Origin of the sequence: Nostoc sp. KVJ3 (genome assembly GCF_026127265.1) — a bacterium.
In the GTDB taxonomy this organism is placed as follows: domain Bacteria; phylum Cyanobacteriota; class Cyanobacteriia; order Cyanobacteriales; family Nostocaceae; genus Nostoc.
Genome location: NZ_WWFG01000001.1, coordinates 1,109,074 through 1,127,772 on the forward strand (window position 1 = coordinate 1,109,074; position 18,699 = coordinate 1,127,772).

Consider the following 18,699-nt stretch of genomic DNA (forward strand, 5'->3'; position numbering starts at 1 on the left):
GGAATGGGGATTGGGGATGGGAAGATCGGATTTTGAAGATTTGGAGGTTTACAGGTTATCGGAAAAGTTAGCGAATTAATTGCGCTTGTTGACTTTTCAAAAGAACAATCAAAGGTGAAGAGTTAATAATTAGACGATTAATCGACATTCGTTAGTTCTTCGGCTAACTCTTGGGCAGTATATTGCATAAAGTCTACTTGGTAGCGTGATAATGCATTAATAAATTCAGCACGAGATAGCCCAGCAATTTCTGCTGCTTTAGCTTGTGATATTTCACCTAATTCATACCATTTAGCTGCTGCTGCAATTCGCATTTCTTGGATGAATTCTTCAGGATTTTTGCGGAGTGCTGAAAATACTGTTTCTGGTAATTGGATTGGTATTGTTCGCATAATTTTTTTCGGTTTATCAGGTTGAATGAATCATAACAAAAGTAAAATTATGTGCTTAATATATCAAATATAATTTTATAATTACTAAATCTCATCTAAGTTGAGAACCGTAGTTTTCGCCCTCACCCTAAATCCCTCTCCCCAAGGGAGAGGGACTTTGAAATTCTAGCTCCCCTTCTCCCTTGGGGAGAAGGGGTTGGGGGATGAGGGCAAATCTTTTTCAAAAGAGTTGAACTACAGGTTTCAAGATAGACGTGGTTTATATCAGTATAAAATTGGGTGTAACTGGTGGCTTTTGACAACGTTTGTAAAATATTAGCAGAGAAATATCCAACGGATTTTGCGCGTTGGTTGCTCCCTCATGAACCGCGACAAATCAAAGTATTAAAAACTGAATTAAGCATCGAACCAATTCGAGCCGATTCTGTAACTTTTTTACAAACAGAGAATCGTATTTTGCATTTGGAATTTCAAACAGAAGCAAAATCTGATACTCCCATTCCCTTACGAATGTTGGATTACTTTGTCAGGTTAGTGCGACAGTATGATGTTCCAATAACGCAAGTAGTAATTTTCTTACAAGAGACAAGTAACGAAATTGCTTTTACTGAAGAATATGTAAATGAAATGACACATCACCGCTATCGTGTTGTCAGAATGTGGGAACAAGATTCGGCGTTATTTCTGGATAATCCTGCATTATTACCGTTAGCACCTTTAACACAGACAGATTCACCCCAAAGGTTATTATCGCAGGTTGCCCAGAGTGTTGCTAGAATCTCAGATAGGGAAACTCGGCAGAATATCGCAGCTTACACAGAGATATTAGCAGGTTTGAAGTTTGAGAAGGATTTAATTCAGCAATTTTTAGGAGAGGAAATTATGCAAGAATCTGTAATTTATCAGGATATTTTGCAGAAAGGAGATAAGCAAGGTGAAGAACGTACAATTATACGCCAGCTTAATAGACGGTTTGGCGAAATAGATTCATCATTGATTGATAGAATTAGAGTGCTATCTGTTGAAAAGCTAGATGATTTAGCAGAAGGATTACTAGATTTTTCAGAAGTATCTGATTTAGTAGCTTGGTTAGACGAACAAAAAAGAAATTAATTTCAGGTGTTGATAAACTATAAAGTGATAAAGCCGGAGTTTTTAACTCCGGCTTTTTATATAATCCGTATTCATATAAATTAAAGTAAATCTAAATTACTTAATATTTTTACAACAATAGGCTATTTATTTTATAGTAAAAATGTACTATATTAATATCCGATCAATTATTGAGTGAGGATTTTATGCAAGAGTCAGTCAATGATGAAGATATTTTATATCCAGGTGTATATCATTTGTTTAATTGTTTAGTTCGTAGTCGTTTTTGTGATATTGATGAACTTGAGGAAGAAATACCTGGAATATCCGAACGCATTCGTGGATTGAATCTGCAACAGTTAGAAGGATTTGCAATAGCTTTTATGGAATTTAATGATGCAATTGATTTAAAGGTTTGGTTAGATGAATATGAACATGAAAAGGATTGGAAAAATCGGTTTGTAAAAAAGGTATTTAATTGGTGAAAACTTATAACCCACCCTGCCAAATTCAAGTTCCAGTCCCCCTTCTCCCCAAGGGAGAAGGGGCTAGGGGATGAGGGCTTGAGCAATTGTATGTAAAACAAACTCGATATCATCAAATATTTGCTCATTACTAAAGCGGATTACAATAAACTGATTAGAATTTAACCAGTTTTCTCTGATAGAATCTTCAGCTTGCTGATTTGCATGAATACTACCATCTAACTCGATAATTAATAACTTTTCGTGGCAATAAAAATCAGCGATATATCTACCAATATTATGTTGTCGGCGAAATTTTGTATTTAATAAACGTCGATTTCTTAAACATTCCCATAAGATCTGCTCTGCTGGTGTTTGTTGTTTTCTTAACTCGCGGGCGCGTTCTAATAATACTTTGGGAATTTGTCGGTTGCTACCTGCTAATTTAGCGATTTCTGCCCTCACCCCTAGCCCCTCTCCCTCTGGGAGAGGGGGACAAGATTTATCGTTATATTTTTCTTGTTTATTTTTATTCTGTGGTTCTTTTTCTTGACTGTCTTTTTCTCTTTCTTTACTCTCTTTTTCTCTTTCTTTACTCCCTCTCCCCAAGGGAGAGGGTTGGGGTGAGGGCTTATATTCCATATTCTCAACCTAAAACAAACTCATCTGTCCTTCACTATCCTTATCTTTCCCCTTTTTTACCCCAGACTTAGTACTCTTCGCCTTTTTCTTGCCTTTATCATGTAAACCCTGTGCTACCTCTTCAGCATAGCGTTGGTGATTTAATTCTAATAATCTATCTAGCACTTCTCGCCGTGCTGTTTCGCTGATGGTGAAGCGTAAGCCTTGTTTAGTTTGGTGGAAACCATGAGATAAACCCTCACCCCCAGCCCCTCTCCCACTGGGAGAGGGGAGTAAATCTTGCCAACCGTAAGCAGCAGCTACAGCATTATCCATTTCTATGTGCAATTCGCGCAATTGTTGAATATCGGCGGCGGTTTCGTCGGGGTTGTGGAAGCGGTTGTAGGTTTTGGTTAATCCTTCTTGGCGTGTTTGCATGATATTTTGGCGATGGTTGTAGTAGCGATCGCCTATTTCTTCTAGGTTTGCGGTTGATGTGGGGAAAGGGAAGGTTTCAAAGCAGTCTGTAGGGGTATATCTTCCTCTAGTTTCTAGACTACTCTGATATTGCATTGTCCAAAACAGATGAATAGTAGACTGCACAATTGCAAAAACAGCAAATGATTCTGAAGCAATAACTACAGTGGCTTCACTCATAACTATATTTGTAGGGGAAGCTGATACTGTTAAAAATTTGCTAACACGAGGAATTACAAACACTCGTTTTAGGTTTGCGATCGCATCATACAGTTCTATGGTAGGTCGAGTAAAACGCCACCAAATTTCACGCCTTTGTTTCTCTTTATTCTTATCTCTCTCTGGCTTAACTTTCTGCCTCACAATCTCCAAACAATCAGGATAATCACTTGCATAAGGTCTACCTTTAGGATTCTTTAAGTCATCATGTTCAGCATCCAAAGGATAATCCTTAAAATTAATCACCCAACGACTTGGTGATTGAGTTTGACTAGAATTTAAATCTTCACCATTCAAATAGGGAAACAATACATCTTTATTTTTAGCATCTTTTTCAATCAGTGCTTGTGCTTCCTCTGCTGTCATAGTAAAACCAAGCCCCAGAATATTTGAGCCTTGAAAAGATTTATTTTGATTTGCTATTAACTTATAAGGATTTCCTAGCGCTTTTCCTGGATTTGTTAAAAATGCCGTAACGCCATCAACAACCTTATCATCTAAAACAAATTCACCCAACCAATTATTTTGCCGCAACCACACATAAGCAACTTCTAAACTTGCAATACCCGGCCATTTTCTACTAGGTACTGCACGAGTAATTACACCACCATTAGCAATTAATTGATCTAACCCAACCTCGCGGGTATCACCCTGCGCTATCGTATTTGTAGCAATTAATCCAAACCCACCATTACTATTTAATAACTGCTTGGCGCGTAAGAAAAAATAAGCACAAAGGTCAGCACTACCGCGTTTATCATTCGCAATCCATTTAACTAAAAAATCTCGATAAGCTGTACTCAAAGCACCTGTAATTTTTTGTCCACCCATAAACGGCGGATTTCCCACGATCGCATCAAATCCAACCCTCACCCCCGTCCCCTCTCCCTCTGGGCGAGGGGTGACTTTACTCCCTTTACTCTCTTTACTCCCTCTCCCCGTGGGAGAGGGCTGGGGTGAGGGCTGAGGGTTCAACTACCACCCAGTCGGGACGCAAAGTTTCACCCTGTTCAGCAATTGTGGCAGCCAGCCCCGTGGGAATGCGTTGACCTGTTAATAAAACTTCATCCGGCAATTCTAAAGTCTGCCGCAGCACAAAATCTACCCATGCCCGATGAATTGCTGGTTCAGGTTTTGCCCCTAATTGATTATCTTGCCATTCTTCGTATGCTAATCGTAATAGCTTTAAGTGTTCTGGATCGTGGGCATCTAAACCATTAGGAAATACTTTGAGGAGTACAGGTAGACTGAGAAAGGGGCCAGAAGCTTCAACTAGCGATAACCATTCGGCGTGGTGACGGGCTGTAGACATAAAAAATTTAGAAAATGTATAATTTAAAGATTTGCTGTAGCAAATGAGTGCTAGTGGAGAAACTATTTATTATTTTTATTAAAATTATTTTTAACTTTTTTTAGTATTCTTTTCCTTAAGATTTTAGTTCTTTTGATTTGTTTTGGCATTTCCTCTTGTATAGAAAGAAGAGCAGTTTCTTCTGAGAAGTAAAATTTTATTCTTTTTAAAATAGAAATAATTTCTTTTAAAGAAACTCTTTTAAGCTTAATTTCTGATTTTTCTGAACGTTTGACAGGGTTTTCCTGTTGATTAAACAATATTTTTTGGTCTTCCTTGTCCATTCTATTTAAATGAGGAGCATTTACTATTTCTTTCCAAATCTGCTGGTTTTTTCGTGGTTTTTCATAAATTTCATAATCAATTAGTATTTCTGTTATTTCTAAATTAATATAATAATTGAAATTCTTTAGAAAGCTTGGCTCTATTTCTTGTTCACTCCTCAAATATGGAATTTTATCTAATCCACGTACAGCATATCTTCTGGCAGAGAATGTAATTCCTGATGATTTTGGATTTTGTGAATTTATTTCTCCGGCTTGAATAATTTTAGCTTTATAAATATATTCTTGTTCATTATTTAAATCTAAAGCTTGAATAATTATTTCCTTGCCTAATTTATCACTTATATCTTTATTATCAATACCTAATAACTGTATCGTTTTTTCATCTACAAGGTTAGCTACATTTTCACCAATTAACTGTAAAACCCATGAACCAGTATCTTCTTGATGCTGTCCTTGTAATAATTTATAAAAATCTACATCATTGATATCAAAAGGGATACAGCTATTTTTAATGAAATTTAGATAATCCAACACATCTTTATGGATTTTACTGTTCTTATTACTTCTGATAATAAAAGAAGATTCAATGTTAACGCCACAAATAGCCCTTTGAGTGAAATTATGGCTACCCAACCAAATTTCGACATTATTTTCAGGCATCTCAAACAGTATGATTTTGGAGTGCAACAAATAAGGTATTTTATTTTCTTTTTTTAATTCATAGTTACTTGAGTTGGACTTTAAATCATAATTATGCAAAAATATATTTGCCCCGGATTGCTTAAAGTTAGCCAAGTAATCAATATTAGTTGGTTTATGTATATCAATACAATAATAAGAATCTTCTCTTTGAAGAACTGAAGCTAGATTTTTGATAAAATCAGTATCAATTGTCCAATAAGCTACTGCTCCTTTAACATTATCACATTTACTTAAAGCATCTTCTAGCCTTCTTTTTATACTCGATTTTTCAACAGCAGGAATTAATTCAATATCGTTGTTCATTTTTTTAATAAAAGTTGTAGGATAGTTAGGCAATTAATCAATTTTATTGGTGTCTAAATTAGCCAAGCATTTCAGCTACATTATTTTGCTAACTTTTGGGGAATTAGGTAAGTAACCGCCAAAGGAAACAATCTTGGTGTCGGATTTGCAAACCTAGCTTGAATTGCAGCCACTTCGCGCTCAATTTCTGCGGGAATTTGCTCTACTCTCACCTTAAGACTGTTGACATTGCGCTCGAACTGTTCCTTCTCTGCGGTATTAAACAATTCCAACTGCTTAAACTCAGGTTCATCCAGTTCATTGAGAATGCTTTGACGCAATTCCGTTAAAACTGCTGTAATATCAGCCGCTTCTTTTTGAGCGCGATCGCCTAAGTCTCGTTGTAAACTTTTACTACGGTCTTGAAGCCGTGCCTCTAAAGCTTGCATCAAAGCTGATGCGTGACTATCCCATAACTGGGCTAATTTCTCTGTGACATTTTCTGGTGCTAATTCTGGTAAAGCCACTGAAACAGCTTCTTGAATTTTCATCACACCCAAACGGCTAAATTTTCCTTCTTTAAGCAACCCACCCGCCATGATTACTTCCTCATGTAACCGTTGTTGGTCGCTTCCTAAAATCACCAATCGACCGTAAGCTATAACCGCAGGTGTATCCAAAACCGAATTAGGAACCAAACGCGCCGTCACCCGATGCAAAGCTTTTCTACCTTCCTTTGACCAAACTTCAGCGCGTAACAAGCGCAAGCACATCTGCACTAAACGATGATTCAAGTGGGCTAACACTACATCATCTCTACCATGCGCCAATTCTGGGTCAAAAACAATCGGACGAATTTCTTTGGTGTGGGGATGGGCTAAACCTTCGCTGCAAACTGCCCAACTGCTTTTTAATGGTGGTAGGTAAAACACCTTCCCAGCAACTCCCTCTACTTTCCCTGCAATCAAAAGTGGTTGTTGAGCTAATTCCAAACCAATTTTGACCACCGCCTCAATATTATCCGGTGTCAATCGCAAATGCTGGCGCGTCTCATTCAACTGTTCTCGCAGCTTTTCAATTTGCTCCCGCACCTGGCGCTCAAATTTCAACATTCGCCGCACAACTTCAGACTCTCTCTCTGCGACTGAAGTATCCAAAACGCTGCGATATCCCATCATCGCTTCTTCCACCTGCGCCGCAATCACTGGCCCCACCTTACCTAAATCTTCGCGGATGTTGTTAATTTTCAACGCCGCCCGCATGAGAAATTCTAAATCGCCTTCTAACTCACCGGGACGTAGCCCAGTCGTATTATGTTGATAATCTTTGCCGACAAAGTGGTAAATTCTCACTTCTTTAGCTTTTTGCCCGTGACGGTCAATTCTACCGTTACGCTGTTCCATCCGGTTCGGGTTCCAGGGAATTTCATAGTGGATAAGGCGCGAACAAAAATTCTGCAAATCCAAACCCTCACTCGCCGCATCCGTCGCTAACAAAATTCGCACTGGGGATATATCAGGAGACGCTTGAAACGCCGCTTTTACTTGCTCTCGATCTTCCGACTTCATCCCGCCGTAAAGTGTCATTAGGCGATCGCCTTCTACTAACCCCTCTGTGGCAAATAAGTTATATAACCATTTCTGGGTAGCTCGATATTCTGTAAAAATTATTACTCTCTCCTTAGACCATTTACCATCAGGTTTAATGTGAGTATGAATCCAGTTAAGTAGTTCTTTGGCTTTGGCATCAGACACTCTCGATGTTGTCTCTGCCCATTCCCGCATCTGTCGCAGCAAAGCCTGTTCTTCTGCACTCAGTTCTCGAAATAACCTAGTTGTATTAGTAATTGCCTCATCTGTCGATTCTTCATAAACATCATCATCTGCAAAATCTTCTTCAATTTGTGCCAATTGGCGGCGCAAAATACCTTCTGTCGGTCGAGATAAACTGCTATAAGTGCGGCGACGGGCATTTTTTAGCGATTCTTCATGCTGTGCCAAAGTAGTTGCAAACGCTTGAGGAGACGAAAACAACCGTTTTTTTAACAACTTGAGGACAAATTCAGTCGCATATTTTTCTGTATTATCTGCCACCCCCTTGCAGCGCAATTCAGTATATCTTTTCAGGTTAGTGTGTGCTTGTCGTTCTGCTTCAGGATAGTCTACAGGTATAGCTTCTAACTGACGCTGTGGAAATAAGTCAGAACCGTCCCAACCTTTCATCTCCGATTTGAGACGGCGAACCATGATTACTTGTAACTGCTTGCGATCGGGAGATACCCCCCGTGCAAACCGTTGGCTATCAAGTAATTCCAATAGGGCTGTAAAACTTTCGGGGTAGCCGTTGTGTGGTGTCGCTGTCAAGAATAGTTTGTGTTCAAAATGCGGTACTAAAAGCCGAATAGCAGCAGTCCTCAAAGAATCAACAGCATAGTTTCCACCGCCAGAGGGAGCAACATTGTGCGCTTCATCCACAATCAGCAAATCAAACCGCCGGGGATACATCGGTTCCCCTTCACCTGGTAACATTTCTCGCAGAAGACGAAGAGGGCGATCGCGTTTGAGAAAATCTATTGAGGTAATCAATCGGGGGAAATGCTGCCAAGGGTTGACGTGGATTCCCCGCTTCCGTCGCAGTTCCTTCATTAAGGTACTGTCCACGACGCGGAAATCTAAACCAAACTTATCGCGCATTTGGTCTCGCCACTGAATTTGCAGTGAAGATGGACAAACTATCAAGATGCGCCGGCAGCGATGACGGATAATTAATTCTTGGGCAACTAACCCCGCCTCAATGGTTTTACCTAATCCGACATCATCTGCAATCAGCAAATTAACGCGAGGCATTTGAATTGCTCGCACTACTGGATCAAGCTGATAATCTTCAATATCGATGCCACTGCGAAAGGGGGATTGTAAAGTGCGAATATCAGCTGTTGATGCTGCTCCCCAACGCACAGCATCGAGAAATGCATCTAACCTTGCGGGTGCGTCAAAGCCTGTAGGTTTGGGCAACTCCATCTTTTCATAAACTAATGCCCCAGGCTCTAATTCCCAAATTACTTGTAGTTCTTCACCCAAACCATCATCTTCAACGGAGGATAGACTGACCAAATGCTGAGTTTTTTCCACTGCACTCAGCATTGGATTGGTGGGTAAAGTCGTATTACGCACATCCGTGACGACGAATTGCCGGGAGCGAACGTTAACCAGTTGACCTTGTTCTGGGATAGCTCTGACTATAACCATGATTTGGGGGATGGGGAATTGGGAATGGGGAATTATCAAAAATAGGTTGGTGTTGTTATTATTGTTACTTCTCTTTTCCTATACAGTCAAAATTCTCAGTGATGTGTTCTCAAAATCGTGGTACAAAGCATCTGTCGTGAGAACACATTCAGTAACTCAAACTGTGAAATGTATGCTAAATTTTTTATTTCATTGGAATTTTTGTAGTTTGCGTAGGCGCAGCCCGTCGTAGACATCGCTGTGTACTTCAGGAGGGCGGGTTGCTGAACTGTGTGTGCTGTTTCTCGCTTTTAGCAGAGGCCAATAGACCAGACCTTTGCTGATCTGTAGATACCTGTAGGCGAAGCTTTCGCTGCGATCGCTTATCCAGCCACAAAGTAAAACTTAGAACATAAAAAAAATCTAGAGAATCGCGTATTCTTCCAAAAAGTGTAAATAAATACGCTAAATATAGAATAATTAACCAGTACTAATGTACTTGCCTTAGTTCAGATAACCAAGGGGACTGAGGTACAAACTGCATCAAAATTTTCACAGATATAAAGTAAGTGCTACATATGTCCATTTGCTTCAACGGGTTTAAGGTAGAACTTTCCGCTAATACGTTCACCGCCTATGTTCAAGACATGCCAGATAACAGAGGGCTACGAGAATTACGAGAAAAACTCCAGTCGGACTGGTTTCTTCATTGGCGCTCTGGCAAAGTCTACGGAATTCCTAAAGTGCCTCAACAAGAACAAACCTTTGGTAAACCTGTTGAATTGAAAACTGAAGAACACCTGCAACTTCTAGCAGCTCGCATTGATAGTGTCTTGCCAAAGATATTTGCCCAATATTCAGCTTTTCGATTTAAACCCTTCACATTCCTTTCTCAAAAAGAAGAGTTAGTCAGTTCTATTGCTACTAAAATCAAAGACTTACCATCACTGATTTCTTCCTTCAAAATTAAACCCAAATTTGCACTCGAAGCAAAGTTAGTTGAACTGCGACACGAGGAGACATTTATTGGTCTGTTTCTACGGTTAGAAACTCGTTGGGAAATCCTTGCATCTCTGAGCGATCTACAAAATGCAGGAGTTAATCTTCAGGATCTATATGTTGTTCGTCGCCAACCTCAACCAGGACAACGCCGTTTGGTTGGAAAAATCAGCCACATCTATGAAAAAACGGTCAACTTATTAGAATCATTCGATGGAATTACTTCTATCAATGAAGATGAAGTATGGCTAGAAGGCTCCAAAGCGTCTTTTGTACGTTGCCTCAAAACATTGCTGGGAGATAAGTATGATGCTTTTGAATCAGAAAGATTGATTCAGGAAGCTAATTTTTTAACTGGCCCTGCACTAGACAATATTTTGACTCGTATGGAGACTTTTCTAGCAAAAAAATCTCCTATGCAGCTTGCACCTAATTTACTTGGGTATATTAGAGGTCGTATTGAAGCAGTGAATGATGATAGTTACCAAACGGTGATTTCTGCTTCACCAGTAGAGTATTGCTTTGATGCGGCCCGAACAAAACGAAGCCTATACCCTTGGAAAGGAATTGAGAAATATGGGCCTTTTAGTCGTGAGATTTTCTCAAAAAAATCCCCAGAAATATTGGTTCTTTTTCCAGATACCGTTCAGGGTGCAGTGGAAAATTTTTTAAAAGCATTTCGAGACGGAATTAGTATCAAGAAAAAAGTATTTCAAGATGGGATTGAATACTGGGAAGAAAACTCCAAATACTCAGGTGGATTTGCCAAAATTTTTGGTCTTGTTAATCCTAAGTTGACTCTGCGGCAAATTCCCTGGCTCAATAGTAAACAGAAACCGCCAGCAGTCGCTTATAGAGAAGCTGTGGCGCAGGTTTTAGAAAAAACCATGCCAGATGCAGCTATTGTTATTCTCTTAGACGAACATGCAAGGCTTCCAGACCCAGAAAATCCATATCTTCAGTCCAAAGCTCTGTTACTAATGGCTGGAATCCCTGTGCAAGGCATTCGGGCATCTACTCTAGGGCAATCACGTTATTCACTGCAATACACGCTGCAAAATCTCAGTGTTGCTCTCTACGCCAAAATGAACGGGTTGCCTTGGACAGTAGATCATGACCTGACAATTAGCGATGAACTTGTCATCGGGATAGGAACCTGCGAACTTTCTGGGAGTCGCTTCCATGAGCGACAAAGGTTTGTAGGTATCACAACAGTTTTTAGGGGTGATGGGAACTACCTCTTGGGCAATCTTTCCCAAGAGTGTTCTTATTCTGAATATCCCAACATTTTGAAAACATCTACTGTATCAATTTTACAGGACATTAAGCGACGCAACGGTTGGCAACCAGGAGATACTGTTCGCCTTGTATTTCATGCTGCTAGACCTTTCAAAAACCTTGATGTTGCAGATATTGTGGCACAGTGCGTTGCGGAGGTTGGAGAAGAACAAAACATTGAATTTGCTTTCCTAACAGTTTCTCACGAACACCCGTTTACCCTGTTAGATAAGTCGCAACAGGGTATTTCTCTCAAAGATGGTGTTAAAAAAGGACAATTAGCACCACAGCGAGGCATAATTGTGCAACTTGGAAGATATACGCGACTTTTGTGTACTAACAGTCCAGTACTAGTAAAAACGGCGCGATCGCCTTTACCAACCCCTTTATTAATTCACCTACACCCACAGTCCACTTATCGGGACTTGACGTATCTTTCCGAACAAGTGCTAAAGTTTACATCATTATCGTGGCGCTCCTTGCTTCCAGCTAGCAAACCAGTGACTATCTATTACTCTGAACTAATTGCCGAACTACTTGCCCGCCTTCGCAATATTCGAGATTGGTCACCTGCATTGCTCAATATCAAACTTCGTGCAAGCAAGTGGTTTCTATGACAGATGCAGTAGCAAAAAGCTTCGGTTATCAATTGGATTTTCTGACACATTATCTGGGGGCAAACTATAACTGGGAATCACCAGAAAGTGGCTTTGCACGCTATATTTTTTATCGTGCCGATAGCAAACCACCTTTTAGCGTGGCAACAGATGCAGCAATTAACAGTTTGGAACCAAGGCGACTACATCAAGCTCCTGTTCTTGCTGCTGTGGGTTATGAGCTTGCTTGTGGCAGAGTTTTTGGTGAGAGTTTTTTGTCAGCTTGGGCAAATGGTTTGACGCGACTGGCCTCTCGTGAGGCATTTCCTTCGGATCGAGCTTCGTTTTTTTATCGACCTGTAGAACTGTTGGGTATATCGCTTGGTGTAAGCTCTTGCCCAAAGGTTCGCCCTGAAGACTTGCGTTGGTTGCAGGATGTATTAGCAGAGGGAGAACAGAGATTAGTTCATGGCGAATTATGGACATTTATCCTCGGCATTTATGCAGCAAAAATTCTTTCTGTATCTTGGAAGCTGAAAAATCTACCGTTGCCAGAAGAAATGACTATTGATGAACTGGCCCTGGTTAAGTTGATATGTCCTTTTCATTCATATTTGGCTCAAGTAGTTGGTTTTAGAGTGCTTGAGAGTGAAATAGATAAGGCTTTACTTTCTAGTTGTATAACAGCATCTGTCTCGGCGCATGACACTTCTCATGCTGCTGCACTGTATCTTTCTCTGCAAAAAACTGTTAACCAGGTGTTTCTGGCAAGCTGGGAGCATTACTTTCAAGTTGGTATTGGTAACAGCATAAAACAACCAGTGAAATTAATTAGGTTTCTTTGCGATCGCTTCCATCTTGTTGCTGGACAGCTTCAGTCTCCACATTACGGAATTGAAATTACTGATGAGTACGATGTTCAAGAAATCTTGGACTCTCTATCGCAGCTTCGTTCAGATACTGATGCTGTAGTGGCTAAAGTGATAGATGCAATGAGGCAGAAACTTGGTAATCAGATAATTAATAATCAAAAAATTATGATTACAGGAGGTAATGTTACCATGAGCAACAATCAAAATTATGTAGAAACTATGTCAGAGCGCAAAATAAATATCAACCAAAGTGGGGCATCAATTGGTGTTGGCTATAGTGAGAAAGTTGAGGCAAGTCAACTCGGTGGCACTATAAACAACTATCCTTCGGAGCAGAAGCAGACTCTTGCAGAAGCAGCCGCAGAGATACAGCAGCTTCTGCAACAGCTAGAGCAGACTTATCCCACCAACACCACAACAGGGCAGATGGTAGTAGCAACAAAAGTTATTGAGCGTATAGAAAGTGACCAAATTTGGAAACAACGGGTTGTAAACGCAGTTCAAGAAGGTGGTCTTCAAGCGTTCGAGAAAGCCATTGATAACCCTGTAGGTGCTTTTATTGTAGGAGCGATTAAAGGTTGGCAGGAAGCTGAAATTGAGTGATGTCTACTGCTAATTTAACAAACACTCCCAGGTTTTGAGCATTTGGTCAAGTTGCTCCTTTGTCGCGCGATTCCCTTCGGGATAGCTGACGCTCGTTCCTCGCTATCGCTAATGTCGTTTGTATTGCAATCTGTCTCGTCAACTAACAACACCCAACTCGAACGCTCATATTTCCGCACCTAGATTTTGAATGAGAATTTATTGGTCAGTGTTAGGTAAGATAGTTGGGTAAAATTTTTGGAGTAGGAGTAAACTTTTTTGTACTGTGGTAATCCCTATTCCTTTCGTTGATAAAAATTTAGATAAATTACATATACTTTCCTCTTGCATTGCTTGCTTGACTTTTTTAATGTATGTTTTCCCCAAGCCAGTTACCTCTACAATTTCTCTATCTGATAGTGAAAGAAAAACAGTCTTTAAGTCATTAAATATATCATCAGGTGCATGAAGGTCGTATATATATATTTCAACAGGTAATTGACATTCACCTAAATACTTACTCATAATTTCTAGAGATTGTTCTTCGGAAATTCCTCCATTTTGTGTTCCCAGCAGAGGAAAAGCAATAGAAGTTATCTCTTTTTCTATGTAGGTATCGACGAATTTTTGCAAACCCAATTCCAGATATTCTAACTTTGATGGTTTCTTCCAGTGCTTTTTCGTTGGGAAGTTAAGAACCCAATTTTATCAGATTTATACAGCCACAGCTTGCCAATATCCATTAAATTTCGATTACATATTTCTACATAACATCTATACATTTCTTGATATCTTAAGCGAAATTCCAATGCAATACCAGCACCCATCACTCCCACACAATTAACTGTGTTGACTAGTGTTTGACAATTTGAAGTAAATAAATTGCCTTTAATAATTTTGAGACTCATTTGTATAAATTAACCATTCTTGACCGTTTTCTTGAAACCTAACACTCATAGGAGTATTAGGCTTATATTGTAGCTGAATAGAACGAGATGAACTAACATTAATGGATTGTCCAAAATTAATTTTTGAAATATCTTTAAACGGCGAAATAATTTCTCTATTAGATGTAAGCTGTTCTGTAAAGCTAAGAATTAATTCTCCATTAATGTTTCCATATCTATCGTAGTTATCAATTTGGATATCAATAAAATTACCCCGATCGTTAATTGTTACATAAGGATTATTATGATAGAACAAACTCCCTTCACGAACAATTTCGCGTTCTTGAAATACACGATTAGCATATTTTGATTCTGTACCAATGAGCTTTAAGAAAGTATCTTTATCCTGAGTTGTACGACAAATAATACTTATATCCTCTAAATTAAACTCAGTAAAATCGAGGTAATTATGAACGATAAATTCTTGTTGAGATGCTCTCAGAAAAGTCTCTTGGCCAACTTCCGGCGTAGAATAGACATAATCAAAATCAAAACATTGCTCTAAGAAAGTTGTAGTGTTACCGTAATGAGAGCCTGAAGCTGCAAGATTTCCACTACTTATACCACATTTGTTACCTTGTGTTTCCATGACTCGCTTGAGATCGAAGCGGAAGAAAATTGGTACAGGACAAAGAGCATAAATATTTCCTTTACGTTTGCCCAAACCCTCATTATGCCACTGAGTTGGAGTCTGTGGCCGGTAATAAAAACGTGCAAAATCTTTGACATCGCTTCTGGTACGCCCAATAAGGTCTGCACTGGCTGAATTGTTAAAGTTCCGGCAAAGATTTCTGGCTATTAGTTTTTCACCTGTGAGAATTGAAACAGCATTTTCAACATGAGTAAAGTGGTAGATGTATCCTTTCCAAGATGAATTTTGACGATTTAGCCCGACTTGAAGTTTACGTGCAAATTCTTCTATTTCTTCTGGTGTTCTGTGTAAAGAAAAATCATCCTTGGTACAATTAGTATAGATTTCAAAGAAAGGATTATAGTCATCTGTTTCTTGTGGAGATTCTGGAATTACATTTATATTTCTTGGTGGTAAAGTTTCTCCTCTTTCAATGACAATAAGTACCATAAGCTCAAGTATGTCTATTATCCGTTTATCATTGGCAAACCAATAAAGCTGCCGATTAGCATATAAGCTAGATGCTATTTCTTCTCGTTGCTCTCCCTGCAACAGATAGATATATACTGCTTGACGCTGTTCTTCAGTTGTTGCCTGTAGCGCCCATCTAATAATTTCGTCTTGGGAAATACTGTCTCTCTTGGAACGACAAGCATAGAAAAAATCTAAAGCAGTATCTTTATATTCAGTGTGGAGGATGCGGCTATCTGGTGCAAAATCAACTAACAATTTTTCCTCAATAGCATTGGAATTACTGATTAATAGTTGCTGACAAGGCAAATAACTACCAGCTTGAGACATAAAGTAAACTGTCTCTAAAAAATTCCGAAGTTCATTGAGTTCATCACCCAGGGTAAGAGCATCTCAATCAGGCTTGACACAAGGAATCAGAAGAATCTAAAGTATTGTCAATGAAACAACTGAGAACCTGAATCATATAATTGTTATCCATAGCGGTGCGTTTCATTTTTTGACGAAGACTACGTTTGTAGGTCTGTTCACGGTTAAGAGCATTGAGAGCGAAGCGTCGTAAAAGAGCAAAATTTTGGGGACTGTGGAAAGAACGAATGCGACAAGCGTCTTCTGCAAAAGTACAGTCGAGAGTCCAGTGAGCCTCGTTTTCAATGCCCCAGTGTTTTCGGATAGCCCGACCGATAATTTGAGCATCACTGTTTAAAGAAGTGAGATAAAACTGAACCTCACGAGTAGTTTTATTCCAAAGATGACGAACACGGACAACCATAACTAGAGATTGCAAACCTGCCCATAATTTGGGTTGATAAAGCTCACCGATAGCCGCAATGGGTACAGTCCAAACTTCACGAATTTCCGTGCGATGATGTGCTTTTTCAATCCGTTTGTCATAACTAACATTAATCCCCGAAAATTGCTCTGCTTGCGCTTTGTCAAACCATTCTTTGACTTGAGAATAGAGCATGGGATGGTTGGCTTTCAGTGCCAGGACATAATCAGCTTTTTTGGCGATAATCTGTTTGGCAATTTCGGTTTGTGTTCCCATTGCATCAATGGTGATGATACAGCCAGAGATGTCTAGCATTTCTAACAGTGCTGGAATGGCGGTGATTTCATTGGATTTATCTTCTACTTTCACTTGTGCCAACACTAAACTGTGCTCACTCGCCCAGGCACTTATAAGGTGGAGTGCGCTTTGACCTTGATTGCGGTCATAAGAACCCCTAATTGTCTTTCCATCTATGGGGATAATTTCTCCTCCCATGTTTGTGATTAGGGTTTCTACCCATCTCAAGAAACATCGATTTAATGCTTCTGGGTCGATCAACTCAAACACTCGTCGAAATGTATCATCTGAGGGAATACCATTTGGTAATGCCAGAAACTCTTCTAACCATGTTTGCTTGCTGATGCCATAATTCTCGATGTCTTCCCACCCTTGTGCTCCAGCTATGATTGCTAAAATTGCGATGACTAAGATATCTGTGAATTGATGTTTCTTCGTCCGCTCTACTCTCTTGTCTTTGATATCCGAGAAATGCTCAACTAGACTTTGTTGAATACTGCCAATGTCTGCTATTTTTCTTGATTTTGGCTGACAACGAGTATTTTTGACACTATCAGCAGATTTAGTTTCAAAGCCCTCTGACATCAATTTGGCTCCAGGAGATTTTCAATCGAGTAATTGAATTCATCTCATTGATCTTGCTCGGTCGTCAAGTCTATTTTTTACACATTCATTAATACTATCTTCTAGAACTTGTCAAGTTTTCTTTATACCAAATTAGATGCGCTTACCCTGGTTCATCACCTGCACTAAAGTGATTGAAAAAATCTTTGCAAATCAGACTACCATAATATATAGCTTGGAATGCTGCCACCCTTGGCTGAATATTTCCTATTTGATTTTTTAAAATATCAACTAACCATAAATCATTGATAACATAATGGTTTTGAACAAAATCTTCTCCTAATAGTTTCTTAACTTGTTGCCATTTATCGCGGGCGATGAGATTATTTTTATACTGTTGCTGAAAACCCGGCCAATTTGTGACTTTTAAAAAAGTGTTTTGATCTGAGAGTTTACCTGTTACTTTATAGTTAACTTTATCAACTGAGATAAGTTGACGGTAACGACCATATAAACCACTGGGTAAAGCTGCACAGTGAGTAATCAGATATCCCATAGCGCGATTATTACCAGTCAACATATTACTGATAATATCAATTCCTTCACTGGGGTCTTTTTGCTGCCAACTCCTTCCATAAGAAGTTCCAAAACTCATATTCATCAATATTCGTAAAACCAAAAGTTTTTGCCAAAGCCTGCCAGTTACCCTCACTAGCACAAAAAAGGCTATAAAGAACTTCTCCTAAATTCTCTCCTATAAGTTGCGCTAACTCCCGGTTACGAACCGAAGACTTCACTAAACTTTCTCGACCTGTAGTAATGTCAAAGTTAGCATTTAATATAAAACCTAGAAATAGCTCTTCCCTTGTGGGCGCTGTCACCCAAAAAGTTGGTATCTTTTCTGGTAAAGCATTATAAAGGGAACCGTTCTTCTCAAAAAGACCTAAAACTAAACTGGCTTTTGTTTCTTCGCCAGTTTTTAGGCATAGTAGTATAGAATCTTGAATATGGTATTGAGCCGAGATACGTGTAAAAACCTGCAAGATGGTCTGGAAAGCCTTGTTGTATATAGGCTTTAGCGATTTTGACTTCCATCTTTATAAGGCTTTCCACATAGTGGACAAAATTTATACCTCAAGGACACCACCATCTCACCACAATTCTGACAACTAGCCTGCAACTGCGTACCGCACAGATAACAAAACTTAGCCCTAAGATTCCCCCACATCGGGTCAGCAGCACCACCAGGATTCCAGCATTGGGGACAAAACTTAATCGCTGGCATTGCCACAACCTCTTCCCCCCTAACAACAGCCTGCAAATACTCAACCGGCACGGACAAAGCTAGCGCCAGCCCACTGAGAGTTTTATGACTGAGTTTCATCGTCAGTCCCCGTTCAATCTTGCCTACAGACCGAGAATGAATACCAGCTGCATCGGCTAACTCAAACTGAGTTAAATTCAGTCCCTTCCTGATCCGCAAAACATAGTCAGCTAGGGATTCTCCATGTTTTGGTGTCTTAAAAGTATCCATAAAATGCTGTTAATGCTCTTACCTAAAGATATATAATTTATG

Annotated in this window: 16 protein-coding genes; 4 read left to right on the forward strand and 12 right to left on the reverse strand. The window is 39.5% G+C overall.

The window, feature by feature from the left end:
• Window positions 1-137: 137 nt before the first annotated feature.
• Window positions 138-392, reverse strand: a complete 255-nt coding sequence (locus GTQ43_RS04585) for a UPF0175 family protein (protein ID WP_265271067.1) — start codon at window positions 390-392, stop codon at window positions 138-140.
• A 288-nt stretch (window positions 393-680) separates the two neighbouring features.
• Here GTQ43_RS04585 and GTQ43_RS04590 point away from each other — a divergent pair, with 288 nt between their 5' ends.
• Both GTQ43_RS04590 and GTQ43_RS04595 read left to right on the forward strand, forming a co-directional pair.
• On the forward strand, window positions 681-1,505 hold the full coding sequence (locus GTQ43_RS04590) for an Rpn family recombination-promoting nuclease/putative transposase (RefSeq protein WP_265271069.1): 825 nt from the start codon (window positions 681-683) through the stop codon (window positions 1,503-1,505).
• Window positions 1,506-1,690: 185 nt separating this feature from the next.
• Window positions 1,691-1,969, forward strand: a complete 279-nt coding sequence (locus tag GTQ43_RS04595; RefSeq protein WP_265271071.1) for a DUF4351 domain-containing protein — start codon at window positions 1,691-1,693, stop codon at window positions 1,967-1,969.
• Window positions 1,970-2,032: 63 nt separating this feature from the next.
• On the opposite strand, the gene GTQ43_RS04600 is transcribed toward GTQ43_RS04595, so the two are convergent.
• The 5 genes from GTQ43_RS04600 to drmD all read right to left on the reverse strand — a co-directional run bounded on the left by GTQ43_RS04600 (window position 2,033) and on the right by drmD (window position 9,135).
• Entirely contained in the window at window positions 2,033-2,590 is a 558-nt protein-coding gene (locus GTQ43_RS04600; RefSeq protein ID WP_265271072.1) for an endonuclease domain-containing protein, read from the reverse strand.
• 9 nt (window positions 2,591-2,599) lie between these two features.
• On the reverse strand, window positions 2,600-4,138 hold the full coding sequence (locus GTQ43_RS04605) for a BREX-1 system adenine-specific DNA-methyltransferase PglX (RefSeq protein WP_265271073.1): 1,539 nt from the start codon (window positions 4,136-4,138) through the stop codon (window positions 2,600-2,602).
• Window positions 4,139-4,190: 52 nt separating this feature from the next.
• Window positions 4,191-4,577 carry a hypothetical protein gene (locus GTQ43_RS04610; RefSeq protein WP_265271075.1) on the reverse strand — a complete coding sequence of 129 codons (387 nt, stop codon included), beginning with the start codon at window positions 4,575-4,577 and terminating at the stop codon, window positions 4,191-4,193.
• 62 nt (window positions 4,578-4,639) lie between these two features.
• The gene (locus tag GTQ43_RS04615; protein WP_265271077.1) at window positions 4,640-5,908 is read right to left on the reverse strand and encodes a hypothetical protein; all 1,269 of its coding nucleotides are present in this window, start codon (window positions 5,906-5,908) and stop codon (window positions 4,640-4,642) included.
• Window positions 5,909-5,988: 80 nt separating this feature from the next.
• A complete protein-coding gene (gene drmD, locus GTQ43_RS04620; RefSeq protein WP_265271078.1) occupies window positions 5,989-9,135 on the reverse strand; it encodes a DISARM system SNF2-like helicase DrmD in 3,147 nt (1,048 codons plus the stop codon).
• 626 nt (window positions 9,136-9,761) lie between these two features.
• On the opposite strand from drmD, the gene GTQ43_RS04625 reads away from it, so the two are divergent.
• Together GTQ43_RS04625 and GTQ43_RS04630 are read left to right on the forward strand one after the other, a co-directional pair.
• Window positions 9,762-12,008 carry a Piwi domain-containing protein gene (locus GTQ43_RS04625; protein ID WP_265271080.1) on the forward strand — a complete coding sequence of 749 codons (2,247 nt, stop codon included), beginning with the start codon at window positions 9,762-9,764 and terminating at the stop codon, window positions 12,006-12,008.
• Window positions 12,005-13,462, forward strand: coding sequence for a hypothetical protein (locus GTQ43_RS04630; RefSeq protein ID WP_265271082.1), 1,458 nt, complete (start codon window positions 12,005-12,007; stop codon window positions 13,460-13,462). The genes GTQ43_RS04625 and GTQ43_RS04630 overlap by 4 nt, the downstream gene beginning before the upstream one ends.
• 198 nt (window positions 13,463-13,660) lie before the next feature.
• Here GTQ43_RS04630 and GTQ43_RS04635 read toward each other — a convergent pair whose 3' ends face one another.
• The 6 genes from GTQ43_RS04635 to GTQ43_RS04660 all read right to left on the reverse strand — a co-directional run bounded on the left by GTQ43_RS04635 (window position 13,661) and on the right by GTQ43_RS04660 (window position 18,657).
• On the reverse strand, window positions 13,661-14,086 hold the full coding sequence (locus tag GTQ43_RS04635; RefSeq protein WP_265273665.1) for a hypothetical protein: 426 nt from the start codon (window positions 14,084-14,086) through the stop codon (window positions 13,661-13,663).
• 243 nt (window positions 14,087-14,329) lie between these two features.
• The gene (locus GTQ43_RS04640) at window positions 14,330-15,820 is read right to left on the reverse strand and encodes a DUF4433 domain-containing protein (RefSeq protein ID WP_265271084.1); all 1,491 of its coding nucleotides are present in this window, start codon (window positions 15,818-15,820) and stop codon (window positions 14,330-14,332) included.
• Between the two features lie 67 nt (window positions 15,821-15,887).
• Window positions 15,888-17,144, reverse strand: a complete 1,257-nt coding sequence (locus GTQ43_RS04645) for an ISAs1 family transposase (RefSeq protein ID WP_265270955.1) — start codon at window positions 17,142-17,144, stop codon at window positions 15,888-15,890.
• Between the two features lie 142 nt (window positions 17,145-17,286).
• Window positions 17,287-17,778 carry a hypothetical protein gene (locus tag GTQ43_RS04650; protein WP_265271085.1) on the reverse strand — a complete coding sequence of 164 codons (492 nt, stop codon included), beginning with the start codon at window positions 17,776-17,778 and terminating at the stop codon, window positions 17,287-17,289.
• Window positions 17,726-18,166 (reverse strand): hypothetical protein, encoded by a 441-nt coding sequence (locus GTQ43_RS04655; RefSeq protein WP_265271086.1) that lies wholly within the window; start codon window positions 18,164-18,166, stop codon window positions 17,726-17,728. Before GTQ43_RS04655 ends, GTQ43_RS04650 begins: the two co-directional genes overlap by 53 nt.
• A 32-nt stretch (window positions 18,167-18,198) precedes the next feature.
• The gene (locus GTQ43_RS04660; protein ID WP_265271087.1) at window positions 18,199-18,657 is read right to left on the reverse strand and encodes a double zinc ribbon domain-containing protein; all 459 of its coding nucleotides are present in this window, start codon (window positions 18,655-18,657) and stop codon (window positions 18,199-18,201) included.
• Between the last annotated feature and the right edge of the window lie 42 nt (window positions 18,658-18,699).

Coding starts and splice junctions, on each gene's coding strand:
- GTQ43_RS04585 (WP_265271067.1), bottom strand. CDS start 392: ATGCGAACAATACCAATCCAATTACCAGAAACAGTATTTTCAGCACTC.
- GTQ43_RS04595 (WP_265271071.1), top strand. CDS start 1,691: ATGCAAGAGTCAGTCAATGATGAAGATATTTTATATCCAGGTGTATAT.
- GTQ43_RS04600 (WP_265271072.1), bottom strand. CDS start 2,590: ATGGAATATAAGCCCTCACCCCAACCCTCTCCCTTGGGGAGAGGGAGT.
- GTQ43_RS04610 (WP_265271075.1), bottom strand. CDS start 4,577: ATGTCTACAGCCCGTCACCACGCCGAATGGTTATCGCTAGTTGAAGCT.
- GTQ43_RS04615 (WP_265271077.1), bottom strand. CDS start 5,908: ATGAACAACGATATTGAATTAATTCCTGCTGTTGAAAAATCGAGTATA.
- drmD (WP_265271078.1), bottom strand. CDS start 9,135: ATGGTTATAGTCAGAGCTATCCCAGAACAAGGTCAACTGGTTAACGTT.
- GTQ43_RS04625 (WP_265271080.1), top strand. CDS start 9,762: ATGCCAGATAACAGAGGGCTACGAGAATTACGAGAAAAACTCCAGTCG.
- GTQ43_RS04630 (WP_265271082.1), top strand. CDS start 12,005: ATGACAGATGCAGTAGCAAAAAGCTTCGGTTATCAATTGGATTTTCTG.
- GTQ43_RS04640 (WP_265271084.1), bottom strand. CDS start 15,820: ATGTCTCAAGCTGGTAGTTATTTGCCTTGTCAGCAACTATTAATCAGT.
- GTQ43_RS04645 (WP_265270955.1), bottom strand. CDS start 17,144: ATGTCAGAGGGCTTTGAAACTAAATCTGCTGATAGTGTCAAAAATACT.
- GTQ43_RS04650 (WP_265271085.1), bottom strand. CDS start 17,778: ATGAGTTTTGGAACTTCTTATGGAAGGAGTTGGCAGCAAAAAGACCCC.
- GTQ43_RS04660 (WP_265271087.1), bottom strand. CDS start 18,657: ATGGATACTTTTAAGACACCAAAACATGGAGAATCCCTAGCTGACTAT.